Here is a 22,306-nt window from a genome sequence, read left to right on the forward strand (position 1 = left end):
CGAATCGGGGGGTGCGTCCTTTCGAACGTGGATTCCTCATTTCGCAAATACGCATGGCAATACAACGCGACGACGGATCGTCGATTGTTTGTAGGTACTTGCGGAATGGCTGTCCGGGGACCGACCGGGGTCGGCGCTCACGTCGGACAACTCGGAGAACACTACGTACGCGGTAGGGGCGTGTCAACTCCGCTCCGGAGAGCACTGCGGAGGCGTACGCTGTGTGACGTGACTACGCATACGTGCACCCAGCAGTGGTGGGCCGCCTGACGGCGGCCGTACACACGTATGTACTCAACGGCCGCCGCATCGGCGGCCGTTCGCGTTTCTCCCTCCAGAGAATCGGCCGGCCGGGTGCGGCGGTCCCGACCAGGAGGTAGAGAGATGACGCGGGTCTTCAGTGGGGTCAAGCCGACCGGGCATCTGACGCTGGGGAACTACCTGGGCGCCATCCGGCGGTGGGTGGATGTCGATCAGCGGCAGAGCGACGCCCTCTTCTGTGTGGTCGATCTGCACGCGCTGACCGTGGACCACGATCCCGCGCGGGTGCGCAGGCTCAGTCGGCAGGCGGCGACGCTGTTGCTGGCGGCGGGGCTGGATCCCGAGCTGTGCACCGTGTTCGTACAGAGTCATGTGGACGAGCACGCGCGGCTGTCGTACGTCATGGAGTGTGTGGCCACCGACGGTGAGATGCGGCGGATGGTCCAGTACAAGGAGAAGGCCGCGCGTGAGCGGGAGCGGGGCGGGAGTGTGCGGCTGTCGTTGCTGACGTATCCCGTGCTGATGGCGGCGGACATCCTGGCGTACGGGACGGACGAGGTGCCGGTCGGGGACGACCAGACGCAGCATGTGGAACTGACCCGGGATCTGGCGGTGCGGTTCAACCAGCGCTACGGGCACACGTTCGTCGTCCCTCGGGCGACTCGGCCGGGGGTGGCGGCCCGGGTGATGAACCTGCAGGAGCCGACTTCGAAGATGGGGAAGTCGGACGACTCCGGGCCGGGCATCGTCTATCTGCTGGACGAGCCGGAGGCCGTACGGAAGAAGGTCATGCGGGCCGTGACCGACAGTGCGGCGGAGGTCGTCTACGACCGGGAGGCGCGGCCGGGGGTGGCCAATCTGCTGGAGATCCTGGCCGCTTGCGGTGGTGGGAACCCCGAGGACCTGAGCGGTGTATATGAGTCGTACGGAACTTTGAAGAAGGACACGGCGGAGGCCGTGGTCGAGCTGCTCAGGCCCGTGCAGGAGAGGCACAAGGAGTTGTGCGCGGATCCCGCTTATGTGGAAGGGGTGTTGCGGGATGGGGCGGAGAAGGCGAGAGAGATGGCGAAGCCGATGGTCGACAGCGCCTATCGGGCCATCGGGCTTCTGCCTGCGTAGCGGACCGGCGCCGGCTGACCGGACAGCCAGCCATCTGTCCAGCTAACTAGCTGTTTCCGGAGGCCAGTTCGCGGCTGCGGTCGCGGGCGGCTTCCAGGGCGGCGATGAGTGCGGCGCGTACGCCGTGGTTCTCCAGTTCGCGGATGGCGTTGATCGTCGTGCCGGCCGGCGAGGTGACGTTCTCGCGGAGCTTCACCGGGTGCTCACCGCTGTCGCGGAGCATGACGGCGGCACCGATCGCGGACTGGACGATGAGGTCGTGGGCCTTGTCGCGCGGCAGGCCGAGCAGGATGCCGGCGTCCGTCATGGCTTCGACCAGGTAGAAGAAGTACGCCGGGCCGGAGCCGGAGAGGGCGGTGCAGGCGTCCTGCTGGGACTCGGGGACGCGGAGCGTCTTGCCCACGGCGCCGAAGATCTCGTCGGCGTACGCGAGATGGGCCTCGGTGGCGTGGCTGCCGGCGGAGATGACGGACATGGCCTCGTCGACGAGGGCGGGGGTGTTCGTCATGACACGGACGACGGGGGTGCCTGCGGCCAGGCGCTCCTCGAAGAAGGAGGTGGGGATGCCGGCCGCGCCGCTGATGATCAGGCGGTCGGCGGGGAGGTGCGGGGCGAGTTCGTCGAGGAGGGTGCCCATGTCCTGCGGCTTGACCGTGAGGATCAGGGTGTCGGCGGTCTTCGCGGCCTCCGGGTTGGTGACCGGGGTGACTCCGTGGCGGGTGCGGAGTTCTTCGGCACGCTCGGGGCGGCGGGCGGTGACCAGGAGGTCGGCCGGGGCCCAGCCCGCTCGGATCATTCCGCTGAGCAGGGCCTCACCGATCTTGCCGGTGCCGAGGACTGCGACTTTCTGGCTCATGGGCCCATCCTCGCACCGGCCGTGGGAAGGGGTGGTGGCTGTCCGGCTGGCGGAACGAGACCTCCGTACTCCTCACTCCTCTAGGCCGTACGCCTTCTCAGGGTGGCCGCGCCCAGGCACAGCACCAGTAGCGCGCAGCCGGCCACGATCAGGGCGTCGCGGACGAAGGTGGCGGTCATGTCGGTGTGCCTGAGGACCTCGTTCATGCCGTCGACGGCGTACGACATGGGCAGGACGTCGGAGATTGCCTCCAGGGCGGGGTGCATGTCGGAGCGGGGAGTGAAGAGGCCGCAGAGGAGGAGTTGGGGGAAGATCACCGCCGGCATGAACTGGACGGCCTGGAACTCGGACGCCGCGAAGGCCGAGACGAAGAGGCCGAGGGCGGTGCCGAGCAGGGCGTCGAGGAGGGCGACCAGGAGGAGGAGCCAGGGACTGCCGGTGACGTCGAGGCCCAGGAACCAGACGGCGAGGCCCGTCGCCAGGGCGGACTGGATGATCGCGAGGATGCCGAAGGCGAGGGCGTAGCCGGCGATCAGGTCGCCCTTGCCCAGGGGCATGGCGAGAAGGCGTTCGAGGGTGCCGGAGGTGCGTTCGCGCAGGGTGGCGATGGACGTGACCAGGAACATCGTGATGAGGGGGAAGATGCCGAGGAGTGAGGCGCCGATGCTGTCGAAGGTGCGCGGGCTGCCGTCGAAGACGTAGCGCAGCAGGACGAGCATCACGCACGGGATGAGGATCAGCAGGGCGATCGTGCGGGGGTCGTGGCGGAGCTGGCGGAGGACCCGGGCGGCGGTGGCGGTCGTGCGGGAGGCGCTGAGGGCGCTGGTCGGTGCGGGGGTGCCGGTCGTCGTGGCGGCCGTGTTCGTGGCCGTGTTGGCGCTCATCGGGTCGTCTCCTTCTGGCGGGCGGTGGCTACGGCCTCGTCGACCAGGTGCAGGAAGGCCGCTTCGACCGTGTCGGAGCCGGTGCTGGTGCGGAGGGCGTCCGGGGTGTCGTCGGCGAGGATCTCGCCCTCGCGCATCAGGAGGAGCCGGTGGCAGCGCTCGGCCTCGTCCATGACGTGGGAGGAGATGAGGAGGGTCGCGCCGCGGGATGCGGCGATGTCGTGGAAGAGGGCCCAGAGGTCGCGGCGGAGTACGGGGTCCAGGCCGACGGTGGGTTCGTCGAGGACGAGGAGTTCCGGGGTGCCGAGGAGCGCGACCGCGAGGGAGACGCGGCTGCGTTGGCCGCCGGAGAGATTGCCCGCGAGGGAGTCGGCGTGGGTGGTGAGGTCGACGTCGGTGATGGCGCGGGTGACGTCGTCGTGACGGCGGGTGGCTGCGGTGCGGCCGGGGTCGAGGATCGCGGCGAAGTAGTCCAGATTCTGACGGACCGTCAAGTCGTCGTAGACGGAGGGGGCTTGGGTGACGTAACCGATGCGGGTGCGGAGGGTGGGGTGCCCCGCGGGGCGGCCGAGGACGTTCAGGGTGCCGGTGACCTTGGCCTGGGTGCCGACGATCGAGCGCATGAGCGTCGACTTGCCACAGCCGGAAGGGCCGAGCAGTCCGGTGATCTGGCCGCGCGGGACGGTGAAGTCGAGGGCGCGGAGGACGGTGCGGGGGCCGCGGGCGACGGTGAGGGCTTCGGCTTGGACGGCGGGCTCGGGGTCCGTGCCCGGTGGGGTGTCCGGTGATGCGGACGGGCCGGGGAAGTAATTCATCATGTGATGAATAATGCTCCGGTACGGCATGGCCGTCAAGCGGGTGCGGTGGTGTCGTGCAGCGAGTTCGGTGGTGCCGTCGCACCGGGCGCGGTGATGCCCCGCGGTGGGCGTATGGGGCGGCGCAGGCGCGTGGTGGGGTGATCGGAGTGGGGTGCTGGGTGGGTTGCGGCATGTGGATCATGCGTGTGCGGCGGCGTTGGACGGGTGGGTTGTTGGGCGGGAGAGGGGACGGGGGCCGGGACCGGGTAAGGGGGTAACGGCTCTGAGGGGGGCGTGAGTTGGGGAGTCGGCGGCTGTTGGGGTGTGGGGTGGGGAGTTGGTGGCCGTCGAGGGTGAGATGTGGTCGCCGTCGGGTGACTGCCAGGGCGTGACGCGGTGAACGGTGGTTGCCGAGGGGTGAGGTGGGCTGAGCGGGGGTGGGGCCCGGGGCGAGATGTGGTGAGTTGGTGACTGCCGGAGGCGTGCCGGGGTCAGCGGGGGACCGCCAGGGGCGGGTCGCGGCGAACAGTGGCTGCCCCAGGGGCGAGATGCATTGAGTCGGGGACTGCCGAAGGCGTGACGGGGTGAGGGGTGGCTGCCAGGGGCGGGTCGCGGTGAACGGTCACGGCGGGGCAGGGGGCGGTGGCTGCCGGGGGCGACGGACGGGGTCGGGGTCGGCGGGGCAGGGGGCGGTGGCTGCCGAGGGCGACGTGACGGGGTCGGGGTCGGGGTCGGGGTCGGGGTCGAGGTCGGGGGGTCAGGGCGTGAGGGCTACGACGAGTTCCACGACGTAGGTCTCCTCCACGACCTCGTCCGGGAAGACGGTGCGTAGGTGGTCCCGTTCCTCGGTCAGGAAGGCGTCGGTGCTCGCCTTGTCGTGGACCAGGAAGGCCGAGTGGCTGCCGATGTTGGCCAGGTGGGTGTCGATCGGGACGTGGCGGCTCCAGCGGACCTTGCGGTGGGCGAAGTCAAGTCGGCCGGTGGGGTCGGCGAGGGCGGAACGTACGCCGCTGCCGTTCTGCTCCACGACGCGGTTGATGCCGAAGTGGATCCTGATGCGTTCCGACTGCTCGGAGATCCACGGAATGTCGAGGGCGTGGGTGTTCCACCACAGCGTCAGCGCGCCGCCCGGGCGCAGTACGCGGAGCGCTTCCGGGACCGAGCGGGTGGGGTCGGTCCAGTGCCAGGCCTGGGCGTAGGTGAGGAAGTCGACGGAGTGGTCGGCGAGGGGGAGGGCGTTGCCGTTGCCCCGGACGATCGGGACGTCGGGGAGGGTCCGGCGGAACTGGGCCGCCATGCCGTCACCGGGTTCGACCGCGACGACCTCGGCGCCGCGGGCATGCAGCAGGGCTGTCGCGATGCCGGTGCCCGCGCCGACGTCTGCGACGCGGGCGCCGGTGAGGGGGCGGCCGGCGAGTTCCTCGATCGCGTCGAAGAGGGCGGGCGGGTACGAGGGGCGGTTCTCGGCGTACTGGGCTGCGGCGGCGTTGAAGGAGTGGGCGCGGGTGGTGGGTGAGGGGGGATTGGGAGACGTCGTCATACGGCCATGGTTGCTGGGGTCGGTGCGTGGTGCAGGTGAATTTTGATGAGAAATGGGGGTGGGGGTGGGGGTGAAGGTGGGAGGGGAGCAGGCGGGTGGTGGGGTGGGGGTGGTTCGGCGGTGCGGTTCGGCGGTCCGGTTGAGCGGTCCGGTTGAGCGGCTCGGTCTGGTGGAGCAGTTCGGTTCGGTGGAACGGCTTGGTTCGGTGGAACGGCTTGGTTCGGTGGAACGGCTTGGTTCGGGGGGGTGGGGTCGCCCGCAGGTGTGTGGGTGGGGTCGGGGTCGCGGCGGTACGGCGAGCCCGCCGCTTGCGGGGCCCCACTGGTGTTGTCAGAGTTGGACGGGTTGGTGCCGGGTACGCGGCGGGCTGCGCCGTACCGCCACGACCCGCTCCCGGTTCGTCGGCGACTGCGGGCGCGTGGGGCGAGCGCTCCGAGCACGCGGCGTCCCTCGAAGCGTTGTGCCCGGGGGCGTGACTGTTCCGGCCGAAGTCACGCGGGCCCGGGGTGTCGGTGTCCAGGGTGCCGGGGACCGTGGGCAACCGGCTCGCGCTAGCCGTGCGTATCCGGAGGACGTAGGCCCCCGGGGCGTCGGAGACCGTGCGCGCCCGGCGCGCCGCGAGCCATGCGCGCTCAGGAAGACGCACAGCACAGGAAATCGCGCAGCGCAGAAAGCCGCCGTTACAGCAGCAGAGCCGGGAGTTGCCGTGAGCCATGCGCGCCCAGGGAATCGCCGCTACCCGCAGAGCCGCGAGCTGCCGTACGGCCGACTCCCACGCACCCCAAGTTCCGCGTCCCCGGAGAGTTCCGCGTCCCCGGAGAGTTCAGCGTCCCCGGAGAGTTGCCGTACCTGAAGAGCTGCCCGTGTCCGGAGAGCAGCCCGTGCCTGGTGAGTCGCCCGTGCCTGGGGAGTCGCCCGCATCCGAAGACCTGCCCGTACCCAGAGCCTCGCCTCGCCGCTCCTCCGGCACCCGTGGCCCCGTCTCAGGCCCCCCGCCGCTTCTTCGACGGGTTGCGGGTGCGGCGGGATGCGCGCTTCTCGTACTGGGTCAGGGCCGTGTCGTACTCCTGGCGGCGGAGTTTCTCGCCGGGAGCCTCCACCAGGGAGCGGGCGAAGTAGGCGAGGAGGGAGCCTACGAAGCCGATGGCCAGGAGGCCTCGGAGGGAGGCCTGGCGGTCGGGGTCGGGGCGTTTTTTGAAGGATTCCCAGGTGTGGCCGAAGGCGAGGGCGCTGCAGATCGCGAACATCACGATGACGAGGAGGGTGACGAAGCCGCCCACGTTGGCGATCTGGATGCCCTGGTAGGCGAAGCGAAGGATCAGGCAGGCGGCGGCTGCGGCGGCGAGGGAGCCGACGGCCGTGGCGACGCGGCGTGCGGTGTAGCCGTCGTCGTGGTTCACCCAGGTGGTGCCGAAGAAGCGGAGGGGCTCGGGGCGAGGGCCTGTGGCCGTGCCTTCGCCTGGGGAGCCCGCGGGGGTGTCCTGGGTACCGGTCGTCTCGTCGTTCACGGGACGATTATGGCTCCGAGGGTGTCCGCGGGCTCCCGTTGGGGCTCAGGCGCGACGGGACGCTACGTAACCGTCGCTACCGGTGTTCACGTAGGCGTCCGCGATGACCTCGCCGTTGCGGATGGTGACGGTGACCGCCGATGGTGACGGTGACGTCGGCCACGGCCGCGCGGCGCCGGCCCGGGTGGTGGCGGTGCGGTCAGGAGCAGTGCGGGCGGACGTAGCCGTCGCTGCCCGTGTTCACGTACGCGTCGGAGATGTACTCGCCGTCGTCGATGTTGTCCCAGATGTTCGTCGTGCCGTAGTAGCCCGTCACCGTGGTGCCCGGCGTCTGACAGTAGATCGGGACCTGGGAGCCCTCGGCCAGGACGCGGACGATGGTGTAGCCGGTGCCGGGGCCGCTGCGGACGTTGACGCGGGTGCCGGGTGCGATCGAGTAGTAGTGCAGCGCGGTCGCCGCCGTGGTGGTGACGGCCTCCGGCGTGCCCTCGCCCCCGACCTCTTCAATACGGTCAACAGACATGAAAAACCTCCCCCGTTGGACCCCATGACTGCCATGGGGTCCCGTTCATTCCCCTAAAACACGCCATGAAACATATGTGCTCACCTCGCACCCGAAGGCTGGCGAGCCACCTCTGTCCCGTAAGGGTCATCGACTAGGCTCCGTGCGTCGCGCGCGCGGACGATCAGCACGGGGGTGGTTCCATGGCGCCACAGCGCAACACCGGAGCGGGCGCGGAAGCGGAACTTCCCGAGTACGCCGGTCACTACCGCCTGGAGTCCTGCCTGGGCTCCGGCGGCATGGGCGTGGTGCATCTGGCGCAGAGCACCTCCGGGATGAAGGTCGCCGTGAAGGTCGTCCACGCGGAGTTCGCCCAGGACCCCGAGTTCAGGGGGCGGTTCCGGCAGGAGGTGGCGGCGGCCCGGCGGGTGAGCGGGGCCTTCACCGCGCCGGTGGTGGATGCCGACCCGGAGGCCGAACGGCCGTGGATGGCAACGTCGTTCATCCCCGGGCCGACCCTGTCCGAGCACGTGAAGCGGAACGGGCCCATGGCGCCCGGCGAGCTGCGCCGGCTGATGGCGGGACTGGCCGAGGCGCTGCGCGACATCCATCGGGTCGGCGTCGTCCACAGAGACCTCAAGCCGAGCAACGTGCTGCTCGCCGAGGACGGGCCGAAGGTCATCGACTTCGGCATCTCTCGGCCAAAGGACAGCGAACTGCGCACCGAGACGGGCAAGTTGATCGGCACACCGCCGTTCATGGCACCCGAGCAGTTCCGCCGGCCGCGCGAGGTCGGTCCGGCCGCCGACATCTTCGCGCTCGGGTCCGTACTGGTGCACGCGGCGACGGGGCGCGGGCCGTTCGACTCCGACAGCCCGTACGTCGTCGCCTATCAAGTCGTGCACGACGAGCCGGACTTGACCGGGTTGCCGGAGAACATCGCGCCGCTGGTGCTGCGTTGCCTCGCGAAGGAGCCCGAGGACCGGCCCACGCCCGACGAGCTGATGCGTGAACTCCGGTCCGTGTCGGCCTCGTACGACACGCAGGCGTACATACCGGCACAGCGGGCAAGTGTCGGGCCGCTGCCGGAGCACCGTACGGACGAGCCCGAACAGTCCGAACGGCCGCGCGGGCGGAGGCTGTTGGGCAAACGGTTCGCCCTCGGCGCGGGAGCTATCGGCCTGGCCGCGATCGGCACGCTCGCCGCGCTCCAGCCGGCCGACGAGGGCGAGGCGACGGCGAAGAGCGCCACCCCGCACACCACGCCCAGCACCGGGTTCGGCGAGTGGAAGGCGACGCCGGTCTCCAGGAAGAGCACGCCCCAATGCTCGTACGGGGCAGGGAAGTTGCTCTGCGCGCAGCCCGGGGTGGTGTTCGCGCTGGACCCGTCCGACGGCCGTGAGCTGTGGCGGCACTCCGTCGCGACGACGCACCGCGGCGGGCCGCCGGTCCTCTCGGGCGGCCTGGTGCAGCCCTCGTTGGACACCGGCCGGCGTCTGGAGGCGCTCGATCCCGCCTCGGGCAAGGTGCGTTGGCAGAGGACCGTCCCCGCGTACACCGGGCTCGCGGACGCCGGCGGCATGCTCCTGCTCACCCACGCGGACGGCACGGTCACCGGCGTGGACGGCGCCTCGGGCGTCACGAGGTGGAGCCACCGGATCACGGGCCAACAGGCGCCGTACTTCACCTCGTTCGCCGGGGACACGACGGCGTACGCGACGAACACCTCGGACGACGGGACGAGGACCCGGGTGACGGCGGTCGATCCGGAGACGGGTGCGGTGCGCTGGGACGCGCGGCTGAAGGGGTCGTTGAAGCCCGTCGGCGCGGCGGGCGGGTCCGTGTATCTGCTCTCGGTCGACGCCGTCTACGGGGCCACGGAGGCCGTGGTCCGCTACACCCCGGACACCGGGGCCACGCGGCGCGTGACGCTGCCCGTGAGAGTCGACCAGGCCCACGGGACCGTCCACGGGAACGTCGTCTACCTCATGGGGGCCGGCGGATCGCTGAGGGCCGTGGACATGGCCGCGCGGAAGCAGTTGTGGAGCCTGGAGACGGCCGTGGCACGGAGTTCCGCACCGGTCGCGGACGGACGGCAGGTGTACGTCACCTCGGGCGACGGGCGGCTCCTCGCCGTGGACGCCCGCGCGGGACGACTCGTCGGGCAGACTCCCGCCCGCCTCGACTCCAACTCCGACCGGGTCAGCGCGGCGCTGCCCGAACCCGTCGTAGCGAACGACCACGTCTACGCCGCCGCCCCCGACGGCACGGTCTTCGCCGTCAACTCCCTTGCTCCGGGCGCCTGGTAGCGACCGTAGGCCCAGCAAGCCGAAGGGCCGTCCCGCGAAGTGGGGACGGCCCGAGGCCCAACGAGCTGCGGTACTGCAGGAGTTACGAACTCAGCCCAGCTTGCTGACGTCCCGCACGGCTCCCCGGTCCGCGCTGGTCGCCATCGCCGCGTACGCGCGCAGCGCCGCCGACACCTTCCGCTCGCGCTGCTTCGGGGCGTACTGCCCGTCCAGCGCGGCCTCGCGGCGGGCCAACTCGGCGTCGTCGACGAGGAGTTCGATGCTGCGGTTCGGGATGTCGATGCGGATGCGGTCGCCGTTCTCGACGAGGGCGATCGTGCCGCCGGACGCCGCCTCGGGGGACGCGTGGCCGATGGACAGGCCCGAAGTGCCGCCGGAGAAGCGGCCGTCGGTGATCAGGGCGCAGGTCTTGCCGAGGCCGCGGCCCTTGAGGAAGGACGTCGGGTAGAGCATCTCCTGCATGCCGGGGCCGCCCTTGGGGCCCTCGTAGCGGATGACGACGACATCGCCGTGCGTCACCTGTTTGTTGAGGATCTTCTCGACGGCCTCTTCCTGCGACTCGCAGACGACCGCCGGGCCCTCGAAGGTCCAGATGGACTCGTCCACGCCCGCCGTCTTCACGACGCAGCCGTCGACGGCGAGGTTGCCCTTGAGGACCGCGAGGCCGCCGTCCTTGGAGTAGGCGTGCTCGGCGGAGCGGATGCAGCCCTCGGCCGCGTCCTCGTCGAGGGCCTCCCAGCGCTCGGACTGGGAGAAGGCCTCGGAGGAGCGGACGCAGCCGGGCGCCGCGTGCCACAGTTCCACGGCCTCCGGGGAGGGCGAACCGCCGCGCACGTCCCACGTCTTGAGCCAGTCGGCGAGGGACGGGCTGTGGACGGAGTGGACGTCCTCGTTCAGCAGGCCCGCGCGGTGCAACTCGCCCAGCAGGGCCGGGATTCCGCCCGCGCGGTGGACGTCCTCCATGTAGTACGTGCGGCTCTTCGCGACGTTCGGGGCGACCTTCGCGAGACACGGCACCCGGCGCGAGACGGCGTTGATCTCGTCCAGGCCGAACTGGATGCCACCCTCCTGCGCCGCGGCCAGCAGGTGCAGGATCGTGTTGGTGGAGCCGCCCATCGCGATGTCGAGGGCCATGGCGTTCTCGAAGGCCGCGAAGGTGGCGACGTTGCGCGGCAGGACGGTCTCGTCGTCCTGCTCGTAGTAGCGGCGGGTGATGTCCATCACCGTGCGGGCCGCGTCCTGGTACAGGCCCTTGCGGGCCGTGTGGGTCGCGAGGACCGAGCCGTTGCCCGGCAGCGACAGGCCGATGGCCTCCGTCAGGCAGTTCATCGAGTTGGCGGTGAACATGCCGGAACAGGAGCCGCAGGTCGGACAGGCGTTCTCCTCGATGTTGAGGACGTCCGCGTCGGAGACGCTGTCGTTGGCGGCCTCGACCATCGCGTCGATCAGGTCCAGCGTGCGGACCGTGCCGTCCTGCAGCGTGGCGCGCCCGGCCTCCATGGGACCGCCGGAGACGAAGACCGTCGGGATGTTCAGGCGGAGTGCCGCCATGAGCATGCCGGGCGTGATCTTGTCGCAGTTGGAGATGCAGATCAGGGCGTCGGCGCAGTGCGCCTCGACCATGTACTCGACCGAGTCCGCGATCAGGTCGCGCGAGGGCAGGCTGTAGAGCATGCCGCCGTGGCCCATCGCGATGCCGTCGTCCACCGCGATCGTGTTGAACTCGCGCGGGATGCCGCCGGCCGCGGTGATCGCCTCGCTGACGATCCGGCCGACGGGCTGCAGGTGGGTGTGGCCGGGCACGAACTCCGTGAAGCTGTTCGCCACCGCGATGATCGGCTTCCGGCCGATGTCCGCACCGGGTACACCGGAGGCGCGCATAAGGGCGCGTGCGCCCGCCATGTTGCGGCCGTGGGTGACTGTACGGGACCTCAGCTCGGGCATCGTCGATCGCTCCTTCAGACAGATAGGGCTGCTGACGAGCGTACGCCGGTCATCCAGGGGTCGGACACGGTGTCCGCATCGCGGGACGAACATCTCACCACGACGACAGGGCTACGGCCCCGTCAGATGCCCCTGCACCACCGGCGCCACCCGCGCGATGATCTGCTCCACGTCCGCCGAGGCCAGCGGCTCCACCTTGATCACGTACCGCAGCATCGCCGTACCCACCAGCTGCGCCGCCGCCAGCTCGGCGCGCAGTTCGGCGTCCGGGAGGTCGAGCTGGGCGGCGACCCGGCCCAGCACCTGGGCGACCACGAGCCGCCGGAAGACGGCCGCGGCGGCTTCGTTGTTGACGGCGGAACGGACGACCGCCAGCAGGGGCTTACGGGTGGCGGGGTTCTCCCAGACGCCGAAGATGAAGCGGGTCAGCCGCTCGCCGACCCCGTCCAGCGGCCCGTCGGCCACCGCCGCCGGCGCGTTCGTCGCCGGGGCGAAGGCGACCTCGATCGCCGCCTCGAAAACGTGCTCCTTGGTACCGAAGTAGTGGTGCACGAGCGCCGAGTCGACCCCGGCGGCCTTCGCGATCCCCCGCACGGACGTCTTCTCGTACCCCCGCTCGGAGAACTCCTCGCGAGCCGCGGTCAGGATGCGGTCGCGGGTGTCGGCGGACTCCGTACGAGGGGGCCGGCCCCGGCGCTTGGCGGTGGCGTCGGTCACCGCCGGGGCACCTTCACGGCCGAGGCCAGATGCAGCCGCGTGAAGGCGAGCGCCTCCGCCAGGTCGGCCTCGCGTTCGGCGCTGGACATCGCGCGCCGGGTGTTGACCTCGATGACGACATGGCCGTCGAAGCCGGTCGTCGCGAGCCGTTCCAGCAGCTCGGCGCAGGGCTGGGTGCCGCGGCCGGGGACGAGGTGCTCGTCCTTGTTGGAGCCGTTGCCGTCCGCGAGGTGGACATGTCCGAGACGGTCCCCCATGCGCTCGATCATCTCGGTCGCGTCGGTGCGGGCGGTCGCGGTGTGGCTGAGGTCGATCGTGAAGTGCCGGTAGTCCTCGCGCGTGACGTCCCAGTCGGGGGCGTAGGCGAGCATCTCGCGGTCGCGGTAGCGCCACGGGTACATGTTCTCTACGGCGAACCGCACATCCGTCTCGTTCGCCATCCGCCAGATCCCGCTGACGAAGTCCCGCGCGTACTGGCGCTGCCAGCGGAACGGCGGATGCACCACGACCGTGCTCGCGCCGAGCTTCTCGGCGGCCGTCTGGGCGCGCTGGAGCTTGATCCACGGGTCGGTGGACCACACCCGCTGCGTGATGAGCAGGCAGGGCGCGTGCACGGCGAGGATCGGGACCTGGTGGTGGTCGCTGAGCCGGCGCAGCGCGTCGATGTCCTGGCTGACCGGGTCGGTCCACACCATGACCTCGACGCCGTCGTAGCCGAGGCGCGCGGCGATCTCGAAGGCCGTCGCCGTCGACTCCGGATACACGGACGCCGTGGACAGCGCGACCTTCGCATCCGGGATGCGCACGACTGGTTCTGCCACGGAGGACAGACTACGGGTCGGCGCTTTGCGCGAGGGAGCCGGTTGCTGTGGCCGAGCTGTGCGGGAGACGGCAACCGGCCATCTCCGGCGCGGGGCCGCGTTGTGGCGATACTTCATGCGGATTCGATACGTCCCGTACCGTGCGGGCGTTCAGTACAGATGGGCTGTGCCGGGTGCCGGGCCGACGTCCGGTGCGGGCACGCGCGTGTGCGGCACGGGGGCGGTACCCGCGCGTGCGTCGCGGCCGAGCGGGCGGCGAGCGGCGCCGACGCGGAAGGCCACGCGCGCGTGCGCCGCGACTACATGCCCACACCTCCGCCACGGCCACACACGCAGGCCCCGACGGACAACTACGCGCGCCCGCACCTCCGGCAACGGCCACGCACGCGTACGTTCACGAACGGCCACGCGCGCGTGCACCGCGACTACATGCCCACACCTCCGCTACGGCCCCACACACAGGCCCCGACAGACAACTACGCGCGCCCGCGCCTCCGGCAACGGCCACGCGCGTACGTTCACGAACGGCCACGCGCGCGTGCACCGCGCCCGCCCTTCCCCGTACGTACCCGCACGCGCGCCTACGCCGACGGCATCTGATCCAGCCGTCGCAAAATGACGCCCTCGCGCAGCGCCCAGGGGCAGACCTCCAGCGTCTCGACGCCGAAGAGGTCCATCGCGCCCTCGGCGACCATCGCGCCCGCCAGGAGCTGTTCGGCGCGGCCCTCGGAGACGCCGGGGAGGACGGCGCGCTGGGCGGTGGTCATACCGGCGAGGCGAGGGACCCACGCCTCCAGGGACTCGCGCTTCAGCTCGCGTTGGACATAGAGGCCGTCGGCGGAGCGGGCGGCGCCGGCCAGGCGGGCGAGCTGCTTGAAGGTCTTCGACGTGGCGACGACGTGGTCGGGGGCGCCGAAACGGCTGAACTCCCCCACCGTGCGGGCGATCTGGGCGCGCACATGGCGGCGCAGGGCCCTTATCGCGTCCGGTTCCGGCGGGTCCCCGGGGAGCCAGCCGGCGGTGAGGCGGCCCGCGCCGAGGGGCAGCGAGACGGCCGCGTCGGGCTCCTCGTCGATGCCGTAGGCGATCTCCAGGGAGCCGCCGCCGATGTCGAGGACGAGCAGCTTGCCCGCGGACCAGCCGAACCAGCGGCGGACGGCGAGGAAGGTGAGCCGGGCCTCCTCGGCGCCGGTGAGGACCTGGAGTTCGACGCCGGTCTCGGTCTGCACGCGCGCCAGGACGTCGTCCGCGTTGCTGGCCTCGCGGACGGCGGAGGTGGCGAACGGGAGGAGTTCCTCGACGCCCTTGTCCTCGGCGGCCTGCAGCGCCTCCTGGACGACGCCGACGAGTTTGTCGATCCCCTCGGGGCCGATCGCCCCGTCCTCGTCGAGGAGTTGGGCAAGGCGGAGCTCCACCTTGTGCGAGTGCGCGGGCAGCGGGCGTGCGCCCGGGTGTGCGTCCACCACCAGCAGATGCACCGTGTTCGATCCCACGTCGAGGACACCGAGTCTCATGTACGGAACGCTACTGCCACCTGCGGCTACCTCGGTCCCCGGAGCGGTGTCTCGGGCCGCCCCGGGCGACTTACCCTGGACGCGTGCCAAAGACGAAAAAGGCGAAGACCGACAAGGCGGCCAAATCACCCGGCGATTCTTCGCCGGTGACGTCGGCCAAGCCCCCGAAGCCGTCGAAGAAGGCCCTGAAAGCCGACGAGAAGGGGCTCGACTTCGCGCGCGCGTGGGTGGAGTTCCCGGACCCGGCGGACGAGGAGCAGCTGTTCCGCTGCGATCTGACATGGCTGACCTCTCGCTGGAACTGCATCTTCGGAAGCGGCTGCCAGGGCATCCAGGCGGGCCGCGCGGACGACGGATGCTGCACCCTGGGCGCGCACTTCTCGGACAAGGACGACGAGAAACGGGTCGCCGGGCATGTGGCGAGGCTCACGCCCGACATCTGGCAGCACCACGACGAGGGCGTGGCGAACGGCTGGATCTCCAAGGACGAGGACGGCGACCGCCAGACCCGCCCCTACCAGGGCTCGTGCATCTTCCAGAACCGCCCCGGTTTCGCCGGCGGCGCGGGCTGCTCGCTGCACATCCTGGCCGTCAAGGAGGGCCGCGAGCCCCTGGAGACCAAGCCGGACGTCTGCTGGCAGCTGCCGGTGCGGCGGACGTACGAGTGGATCGACCGCCCGGACGACACGCGCGTGCTCCAGGTGTCGATCGGCGAGTACGACCGCAGGGGCTGGGGTTCCGGCGGCCACGACCTGCACTGGTGGTGCACGTCGGCGACCTCGGCGCACGGCGCGGGCGACCCCGTCTACGTGTCCTACGGCCCGGAGCTGACCGAGCTGATGGGCAAGGCCGGCTACGACCGTCTGGTCGAGCTGTGCGAGCAGCGCCTGGCCTCGCAACTCCCGCTGCTGGCACCGCATCCCGCGGACCCGGTCGCCTGAGGGACCGCGCCTAGGACGAGCTCGGGTCGCCGCCGTCATTGGGAGGCGGCGTCGAGCCCCCCGGGTCGGCGGAGGACGAGTCCGTCGCGGTCGGTGTCGGGGTCGGGTCGGCGGACGAGGGCGGCGGGTCGCTCGGCGGCGGGTCGGTCGGTGCCGTGCTCGTGGGCGTCGGGTCCGGGCTCGACGGGGGCGGATCACCGGGGTCGGTGGGGTGCGTGGGGTTGCCCGGGTCGGTCGGCGTGGGCGCGGTGCCGTAGCCCTCGATCGAGACGATGGCTCCGGCCGGTGAGACGGCCACGCGCGCGGTCCAGTGGCCGGAGGGCTCGCGCAGATGGTCGACGTACACCTTGATCGTCAACGCTTCGCCCGGGGTGAGGGTTCCCGAGGACTGGCTGAGGTAGAGCCAGGGTGCCGCGGTGGTCGCGGACCAGCGGACCGGGGCCGAGCCGGACGCGGTGAGGGTGATGAGCGTGGTGTCACTGCTGTTGGCGGCCGAGACGGCGAGGTGGCCGGCGCCCTTCTGGCCGGCGCCGGTGACGCTGATGACCTCTACGGAGACATCGTTCTTGCCGTTCTTGCCGTTCTTGCCGGGCCGTGGGCCGGCGCCGGCGTTGCCGGTGTTCTCGTAGCCGCCGCTCGCGACCTCGCCCTCCAGGCTGCCGGGTCCGTGCTGCTCGCTCGCGGTGACGGCCCGGCCCTCGGCACCCTCGCCGGTCGGTGTGCCCCGGTAGGCGGCCCACAGGGCGAGGACGGGCGCGGCGATGACGGTGGCGACGACGGTCGTCGTGACGGCACGCGCGCGTAGGCGGTCCCTTCGGGCGGCACGGTCCTTCGGGTCCATCGGGAAACCGCGCCGGTCGAAACGCGGTGCGGCGGCGCCACGCGCGCGTGGGAGATGCGCCATCGCGACATGCAGGTCCGCGCGGGGTGCCTCCAGGACGGGCAGCTCGGCGGGCGTGACACTCGCCCCGGGCCAACTGCCGGGCGCCGCGCGCTCGGCGGTACGGCGGCAGTGCGGGCAGTCGTCGACGTGCCGGACGAGTTCACGGCGCAGGGCGCTGCTGAGCACCAGTTGATGGTCACCGGTGAGGCGGGCGACGCTCGGGCAGCTCCCGGTCTCGACGACGGCGAGGGCGGCACGCGTGCGTTCCACCTCGCAGGCCGCGGCCGCCAGCAACTCCCGCGCACCGGCGAGGTCCATGCCGAGTACGGCGGCGACCTCGTGGGCGGCGAGCCGGTGGCGCACGGCGAGTTCGAGCGCCTCGCGCTGCTCCGGGGTGGTCCCGGCGGCCTCGGGCCAGGCGAGCAGGGCGAGTTCACGCCCCCGCCGCTCCCTCGACTCCTCGGAAACAGCGGGCTCCTCCACCTCGCCACGCCCCGCCGCGTGCGTGCCCTGACGTTTCTGCTTGGCCTCGGCGAGCTTGCGCAGGCAGGCCCAGCGGGCCAGCGCGTACAGCCAGGCCCGACGGTCACCGGCCGTCTCCGGCACCCGCGCGCCCCGGCGTTCGGCCAGCGCGAGCACGTCCCCCAGGGTGGCGGTCGCCGCGTCGTGGTCGCAGAGCACGGACAGGCAGTACGTGAACAGGCCGTCCAGATAGGGCTCGTAGCGCGCGGGCGGGCGCTGCGCCAGCGTGCGCGCCGCAGCGCGGTCACGCGCCTCCCGATGCGCCCGGTGTGCGCCGGTGGTGCGGGTCGAGGTCTCCGGACTGCTGCTCATCACCCGTGCGACCGTAGGCGGCGGGCGATGCCCCCTTCCGCCCCCTTGAGTACATTTAATCCGTACGGGTGAAACGATCCCTCAAAAGGGGACAGGCGTCCTTACCTGCATGGCTCGTTCCTGACGGCCGGTGGCCGGATACGCAAGAGGCGCGACCCGACCGCCGCCCGCGTTGTCAGTGCAGGCGGTTACGGTTCACGCATGGCTGCCCGTACGAAGACCACCAAGGACCGACCGTCCTACCGCTGCACCGAGTGCGGTTGGCAGACGGCCAAGTGGCTCGGCCGCTGTTCCGAGTGCCAGGCCTGGGGCACGGTCGAGGAGTACGGCGCGCCCGCGGTCCGGACGACCTCCCCCGGCCGCGTCACCACCTCCGCGGTACCGATCGGCCAGGTCGACGGCCGCACGGCCACCGCCCGCTCGACCGGCGTCCCCGAGCTGGACCGGGTCCTCGGCGGCGGCCTGGTCCCCGGAGCCGTGGTCCTCGTAGCGGGCGAACCGGGCGTGGGCAAGTCGACTCTCCTCCTCGACGTGGCGGCCAAGTCGGCGAGCGAGGAGCACCGCACGCTCTACGTCACCGGCGAGGAGTCGGCGAGCCAGGTCCGCCTCCGCGCCGACCGCATCAAGGCGATCGACGACAACCTCTACCTCGCCGCCGAGACCGATCTGGCCACGATCCTGGGCCACTTGGACGCGGTGAAGCCCTCCCTCCTGATCCTGGACTCCGTCCAGACGGTGGCCTCCCCGGAGATCGACGGCGCACCCGGCGGCATGGCCCAGGTCCGCGAGGTGGCCGGCGCCCTGATCCGCGCCTCCAAGGAGCGCGGCATGTCCACCCTCCTCGTGGGCCACGTCACCAAGGACGGCGCGATCGCGGGCCCCCGCCTCCTGGAGCACCTGGTCGACGTGGTGCTCTCCTTCGAGGGCGACCGCCACGCCCGCCTCCGTCTCGTACGGGGCGTCAAGAACCGCTACGGCACGACGGACGAGGTCGGCTGCTTCGAGCTGCACGACGAGGGCATCACGGGCCTGGCCGACCCGAGCGGCCTGTTCCTGACCCGCCGCGCGGAGCCGGTCCCGGGCACCTGCCTGACCGTCACCCTGGAGGGCCGCCGCCCCTTGGTGGCCGAGGTCCAGGCCCTCACGGTCGACTCCCAGATCCCCTCCCCCCGCCGTACCACTTCGGGCCTGGAGACATCCCGGGTCTCGATGATGCTCGCGGTCCTGGAACAGCGCGGAAAGATCAGCGCCCTGGGCAAAAGGGACATCTACTCGGCGACGGTGGGCGGAGTGAAACTCTCCGAACCAGCGGCAGATCTGGCCATCGCGCTCGCCCTGGCCTCCGCCGCAAGCGACACCCCCCTCCCCAAGAACCTGGTGGCGATCGGCGAAGTAGGCCTCGCGGGCGAGGTCAGAAGGGTCACGGGCGTCCAGCGCAGACTCTCCGAAGCACACCGTCTGGGCTTCACCCACGCCCTCGTTCCGAGCGACCCGGGCAAGATCCCGGCAGGCATGAAGGTCCTCGAAGTAGCCGACATAGGAGACGCTCTCCAGGTCCTTCCAAGGTCCCGTAAGCGAGAGGCCCCACGGGACGCCGAGGACCGCCGGTAGACTTTGCCCTGGTCTCGCCTGTCCGTACGAACCAGGTACGCGAAACGGGAGCACCGGAAAAACCTGCGACCGGAGGAGTGCAGTGGCAGCCAACGACCGGGCGTCAGCTCCCGGAAAGTCCGGCGGCGATGGCCTGATGCGCGCCTCACTGAGCGCCGCGGCCCCTGGCACGGCCCTGCGCGACGGCCTGGAGAGAATCCTCCGCGGCAACACGGGCGGCCTCATCGTGCTCGGTTCCGACAAGACCGTAGAAGCGATGTGCACAGGCGGTTTCATCCTGGACGTGGAGTTCACGGCCACGCGCCTACGAGAACTTTGCAAGCTGGACGGCGGCATCGTCGTCTCCTCGGACCTCTCCAAGATCCTCCGAGCGGGCGTCCAACTGGTCCCCGACCCCAACATCCCCACCGAGGAGACGGGCACCCGTCACCGCACGGCGGACCGAGTGAGCAAACAGGTCTCCTTCCCGGTGGTCTCCGTCTCCCAGTCCATGCGCCTGATCGCTCTCTACGTAGACGGCCAACGCCGCGTGCTGGAGGACTCGGCGGCGATCCTGTCCCGCGCCAACCAGGCTCTCGCCACCCTGGAGCGCTACAAGCTCCGCCTGGACGAGGTGGCGGGCACGCTGTCGGCCCTGGAGATCGAGGACCTGGTGACGGTCCGAGACGTGTCAACGGTGGTCCAACGTCTGGAAATGGTCCGTCTGATCGCGACCGAGATCGCCGGATACGTCGTGGAGCTCGGCACGGACGGCCGCCTGCTCGCCCTCCAGCTGGAGGAGTTGATCGCGGGCGTGGAACCGGAACGTGAGCTAGTAGTACGCGACTACGTCCCCGAGCCCACGGCCAAACGCTCCCGCACGGTGAACGAAGCCCTGGCCGAACTGGACGCGCTCTCCCACGCGGAGCTCCTCGAACTCCCCACCGTGGCCCGCGCGTTGGGCTACACCGGCTCCCCCGAGGCCCTCGACTCGGCGGTGTCCCCCCGAGGCTTCCGTCTCCTGGCGAAGGTCCCGCGCCTCCCCGGCGCGATCATCGACCGCCTGGTGGAGCACTTCGGAGGCCTGCAGAAACTCCTGGCGGCAAGCGTCGACGACCTGCAGACGGTGGACGGCGTGGGCGAGGCAAGGGCACGCAGCGTCCGAGAGGGCCTCTCCCGCCTGGCGGAATCGTCGATCCTGGAACGCTACGTATAACCCGACCGCGTAGACCCAACTGCCCCTAGTCGCTGGCCAGTACGAACGAGGTCTGCGCCTTGGCGAACCCGGAGGCCTGTGCCTCCACCAGATAGGTCCCGGCCCCGGCCGAACCAGCGGCCGGAGTGGCGCACTCGGGCGCACTCGGCTTGCGGTCCCACTTCAGGGTGTACATGACGTCGCTGCCGGCGGACACCCGGTAGTAGACACTCCCGGCGCTCTTCGGGCAGTCGGCCGAGGACCAGAAGTCAGCGCTGCCCCCCGCCTCCGTAATGGTCAACACAGCGCTCTTGGGCCCGAGATCGACCTTGCAGTCACTGCCGGAGGAGTTCTTGGCGGTGAGCACGAACGTCGGCGTCTGATCCGGCGAGTACGAGTTGTGCAGACTCCGCAGACTCAACTGCACAGCGCCGGCGGTGCAGTTGGGAAGCGTCGAGTCGGCAGGAACCGTGGTCCCCGTACTACTACCGCCGTTGGACCCACCGGACCCACTGCCACCACCGTCACCACCACCGGACCCGGCACTCGACCCACCGGAGGCGGACCCATCCCCACTACCACTCCCGGAGCTTCCACCGCTTCCGCCGCCCGAGTCATCGCGGCCACCCGGGTGTTGACTGATGGCGGGACCGGATCCCGACGGCCCGGCAGTGATCGTAGGAGCGGGAGTCTTTCCGTTCTTCGCCCCATCGGCACCGTTCTTGCCGCCCCCGCCACCGGAGTTGACGATCCAGGTGATCAGCAGCGCCAACAAGGCGACCACGGACACCATGAGGACCCTCCGTCGCCAATAGATGGAGGAGGGAAGCGGCCCGACCGGATTGCGCAGTGATCCCACGGCGCAAACTGTACGAGAGATCGGCGAGTTACCTCGCCCCACCCGCCGCCCCCGCCCCAACTTTTCCGGATCATCATTCCGGCAACCCCGCCTGGAATGGCCCGGGATGGATTACGAGCCCGCAGCCGCTACGAACCGGGAGCGGGTCGTGGCGGTACGGCGCAGCCCCGACCCCCCACCGGCCGTGGCAGGATCGGAACGCCATGACTGCGCCCACGAAACCCCCGCACGCCACATCCGCCACCACACCGGACGGAGGAGAGAACGGAGGTGTCCACCTCCACACCCCCGTCATCGACTGGTTCGAGGACAACGCCCGCGACCTCCCCTGGCGCCACCCCGACGCCGGCCCCTGGGGCGTGATGGTCAGCGAGTTCATGCTCCAGCAGACCCCGGTCAACCGCGTCCTCCCGGTCTACGAACAGTGGCTCGCCCGCTGGCCCCGCCCCGCCGACCTCGCCCAGGACGCCCCCGGCGAAGCCGTCCGCGCCTGGGGCCGCCTCGGCTACCCCCGCCGCGCGCTGCGCCTGCACGGCGCCGCCACCGCCATAACGGAACGCCACGGCGGCGACGTCCCCACCGATCACGCCCAGCTCCTCGCGCTCCCCGGCATCGGCGAGTACACGGCGGCCGCGGTCGCGTCCTTCGCCTACGGCCAGCGCCACGCAGTCCTGGACACGAACGTCCGCCGGGTCTTCGCGCGCGCGGTCACCGGCACCCAGTACCCCCCGAACGCCACGACCGCAGCCGAACGCAAGCTGGCCCGCGCGCTGCTCCCCCAGGACGACGACACCGCGGCCCGCTGGGCCGCCGCGTCCATGGAACTCGGCGCACTCGTCTGCACCGCGAAGAACGAGACGTGCCACCGCTGCCCCATCTCCGCCCAGTGCGCCTGGAACCTCGCCGGCAAGCCGGAACACGAGGGCCCGGCCCGCAAGGGCCAGACGTACGCGGGCACGGACCGCCAGGTCCGCGGCAAGCTCCTGGCCGTACTGCGCGAAGCGCACACCCCCGTCCCCCAGTCCGCGCTCGACCGCGTGTGGCACGAGCCGGTGCAGCGAGCGAGGGCCCTGGACGGCCTGGTGTCCGACGGCCTCGTCGAACCCCTCCCGGACGGCCTGTACCAACTCCCCGCGACCCGAGCCTGAAACAACCGGACACAGCCCGTCACGACCTGACGCACGGTCACTTCACAGACTGAGCCCCCGCCCCGACCCGCCCCACAGCCCACA

18 protein-coding genes are annotated in these 22,306 nt (G+C 70.9%); 6 read left to right on the top strand and 12 right to left on the bottom strand.

Annotated features, from left to right (window positions below):
- The first annotated feature begins 384 nt into the window (after nt 1–384).
- Complete coding sequence (trpS, locus tag OG226_RS22845) at nt 385–1,380, top strand: tryptophan--tRNA ligase (protein ID WP_328680422.1); 996 nt, start codon at nt 385–387, stop codon at nt 1,378–1,380.
- Between the two features lie 46 nt (nt 1,381–1,426).
- On the opposite strand, the gene proC is transcribed toward trpS, so the two are convergent.
- The 6 genes from proC to OG226_RS22875 form a co-directional block, all read right to left on the bottom strand.
- Complete coding sequence (gene proC, locus OG226_RS22850) at nt 1,427–2,236, bottom strand: pyrroline-5-carboxylate reductase (protein WP_033287344.1); 810 nt, start codon at nt 2,234–2,236, stop codon at nt 1,427–1,429.
- An 80-nt stretch (nt 2,237–2,316) separates the two neighbouring features.
- On the bottom strand, nt 2,317–3,120 hold the full coding sequence (locus OG226_RS22855) for an ABC transporter permease (protein WP_329349870.1): 804 nt from the start codon (nt 3,118–3,120) through the stop codon (nt 2,317–2,319).
- Nucleotides 3,117–3,938, bottom strand: coding sequence for an ABC transporter ATP-binding protein (locus tag OG226_RS22860; protein ID WP_443066904.1), 822 nt, complete (start codon nt 3,936–3,938; stop codon nt 3,117–3,119). The genes OG226_RS22855 and OG226_RS22860 overlap by 4 nt, the downstream gene beginning before the upstream one ends.
- A 736-nt stretch (nt 3,939–4,674) precedes the next feature.
- Entirely contained in the window at nt 4,675–5,457 is a 783-nt protein-coding gene (locus tag OG226_RS22865; RefSeq protein WP_329349871.1) for a class I SAM-dependent methyltransferase, read from the bottom strand.
- 983 nt (nt 5,458–6,440) lie between these two features.
- Nucleotides 6,441–6,965: an EamA/RhaT family transporter gene (locus OG226_RS22870; protein ID WP_329349872.1), complete on the bottom strand. Its 525-nt coding sequence runs from the start codon at nt 6,963–6,965 to the stop codon at nt 6,441–6,443.
- Between the two features lie 199 nt (nt 6,966–7,164).
- The gene (locus OG226_RS22875; RefSeq protein WP_328680433.1) at nt 7,165–7,488 is read right to left on the bottom strand and encodes an SH3 domain-containing protein; all 324 of its coding nucleotides are present in this window, start codon (nt 7,486–7,488) and stop codon (nt 7,165–7,167) included.
- Nucleotides 7,489–7,670: 182 nt separating this feature from the next.
- Between OG226_RS22875 and OG226_RS22880 the strand changes: the two genes are divergently transcribed.
- Complete coding sequence (locus tag OG226_RS22880) at nt 7,671–9,776, top strand: serine/threonine-protein kinase (RefSeq protein WP_329349873.1); 2,106 nt, start codon at nt 7,671–7,673, stop codon at nt 9,774–9,776.
- 90 nt (nt 9,777–9,866) lie between these two features.
- Here OG226_RS22880 and ilvD read toward each other — a convergent pair whose 3' ends face one another.
- The 4 genes from ilvD to OG226_RS22900 form a co-directional block, all read right to left on the bottom strand.
- Nucleotides 9,867–11,720, bottom strand: coding sequence for a dihydroxy-acid dehydratase (gene ilvD / locus OG226_RS22885; protein WP_328680438.1), 1,854 nt, complete (start codon nt 11,718–11,720; stop codon nt 9,867–9,869).
- 111 nt (nt 11,721–11,831) lie between these two features.
- Entirely contained in the window at nt 11,832–12,437 is a 606-nt protein-coding gene (locus OG226_RS22890) for a TetR/AcrR family transcriptional regulator (protein ID WP_328680440.1), read from the bottom strand.
- Complete coding sequence (locus OG226_RS22895) at nt 12,434–13,258, bottom strand: sugar phosphate isomerase/epimerase family protein (RefSeq protein WP_328680442.1); 825 nt, start codon at nt 13,256–13,258, stop codon at nt 12,434–12,436. The genes OG226_RS22890 and OG226_RS22895 overlap by 4 nt, the downstream gene beginning before the upstream one ends.
- Nucleotides 13,259–13,839: 581 nt before the next feature.
- Nucleotides 13,840–14,772, bottom strand: a complete 933-nt coding sequence (locus OG226_RS22900; protein WP_328680444.1) for a Ppx/GppA phosphatase family protein — start codon at nt 14,770–14,772, stop codon at nt 13,840–13,842.
- Nucleotides 14,773–14,855: 83 nt separating this feature from the next.
- On the opposite strand from OG226_RS22900, the gene OG226_RS22905 reads away from it, so the two are divergent.
- Nucleotides 14,856–15,713: a hypothetical protein gene (locus OG226_RS22905; RefSeq protein WP_329349874.1), complete on the top strand. Its 858-nt coding sequence runs from the start codon at nt 14,856–14,858 to the stop codon at nt 15,711–15,713.
- Between the two features lie 10 nt (nt 15,714–15,723).
- Here OG226_RS22905 and OG226_RS22910 read toward each other — a convergent pair whose 3' ends face one another.
- Nucleotides 15,724–17,433: a BACON domain-containing protein gene (locus tag OG226_RS22910; protein WP_329349875.1), complete on the bottom strand. Its 1,710-nt coding sequence runs from the start codon at nt 17,431–17,433 to the stop codon at nt 15,724–15,726.
- A gap of 198 nt (nt 17,434–17,631) precedes the next feature.
- Here OG226_RS22910 and radA point away from each other — a divergent pair, with 198 nt between their 5' ends.
- A complete protein-coding gene (gene radA / locus OG226_RS22915; RefSeq protein ID WP_328680450.1) occupies nt 17,632–19,041 on the top strand; it encodes a DNA repair protein RadA in 1,410 nt (469 codons plus the stop codon).
- 136 nt (nt 19,042–19,177) lie between these two features.
- Nucleotides 19,178–20,236, top strand: coding sequence for a DNA integrity scanning diadenylate cyclase DisA (disA, locus tag OG226_RS22920; RefSeq protein ID WP_328686396.1), 1,059 nt, complete (start codon nt 19,178–19,180; stop codon nt 20,234–20,236).
- A gap of 25 nt (nt 20,237–20,261) precedes the next feature.
- Here disA and OG226_RS22925 read toward each other — a convergent pair whose 3' ends face one another.
- Nucleotides 20,262–21,074 carry a hypothetical protein gene (locus tag OG226_RS22925; protein WP_329349876.1) on the bottom strand — a complete coding sequence of 271 codons (813 nt, stop codon included), beginning with the start codon at nt 21,072–21,074 and terminating at the stop codon, nt 20,262–20,264.
- 203 nt (nt 21,075–21,277) lie between these two features.
- Between OG226_RS22925 and OG226_RS22930 the strand changes: the two genes are divergently transcribed.
- Entirely contained in the window at nt 21,278–22,222 is a 945-nt protein-coding gene (locus OG226_RS22930; protein ID WP_329349877.1) for an A/G-specific adenine glycosylase, read from the top strand.
- The last annotated feature ends 84 nt before the right edge of the window (nt 22,223–22,306 follow it).

It is taken from the genome of Streptomyces sp. NBC_01261, from assembly GCF_036226385.1.
Taxonomy (GTDB): Bacteria; Actinomycetota; Actinomycetes; order Streptomycetales; family Streptomycetaceae; genus Streptomyces.

Bases quoted from the DNA above. Each gene is read 5' to 3' on its own strand.
- OG226_RS22930 (WP_329349877.1), top strand. From the start codon at position 21,278: ATGACTGCGCCCACGAAACCCCCGCACGCCACATCCGCCACCACACCG.
- disA (WP_328686396.1), top strand. From the start codon at position 19,178: ATGCGCGCCTCACTGAGCGCCGCGGCCCCTGGCACGGCCCTGCGCGAC.
- radA (WP_328680450.1), top strand. From the start codon at position 17,632: ATGGCTGCCCGTACGAAGACCACCAAGGACCGACCGTCCTACCGCTGC.
- OG226_RS22855 (WP_329349870.1), bottom strand. From the start codon at position 3,120: ATGAGCGCCAACACGGCCACGAACACGGCCGCCACGACGACCGGCACC.
- OG226_RS22880 (WP_329349873.1), top strand. From the start codon at position 7,671: ATGGCGCCACAGCGCAACACCGGAGCGGGCGCGGAAGCGGAACTTCCC.
- OG226_RS22865 (WP_329349871.1), bottom strand. From the start codon at position 5,457: ATGACGACGTCTCCCAATCCCCCCTCACCCACCACCCGCGCCCACTCC.
- OG226_RS22860 (WP_443066904.1), bottom strand. From the start codon at position 3,938: ATGATGAATTACTTCCCCGGCCCGTCCGCATCACCGGACACCCCACCG.
- OG226_RS22875 (WP_328680433.1), bottom strand. From the start codon at position 7,488: ATGTCTGTTGACCGTATTGAAGAGGTCGGGGGCGAGGGCACGCCGGAG.
- proC (WP_033287344.1), bottom strand. From the start codon at position 2,236: ATGAGCCAGAAAGTCGCAGTCCTCGGCACCGGCAAGATCGGTGAGGCC.
- ilvD (WP_328680438.1), bottom strand. From the start codon at position 11,720: ATGCCCGAGCTGAGGTCCCGTACAGTCACCCACGGCCGCAACATGGCG.
- trpS (WP_328680422.1), top strand. From the start codon at position 385: ATGACGCGGGTCTTCAGTGGGGTCAAGCCGACCGGGCATCTGACGCTG.
- OG226_RS22900 (WP_328680444.1), bottom strand. From the start codon at position 14,772: ATGAGACTCGGTGTCCTCGACGTGGGATCGAACACGGTGCATCTGCTG.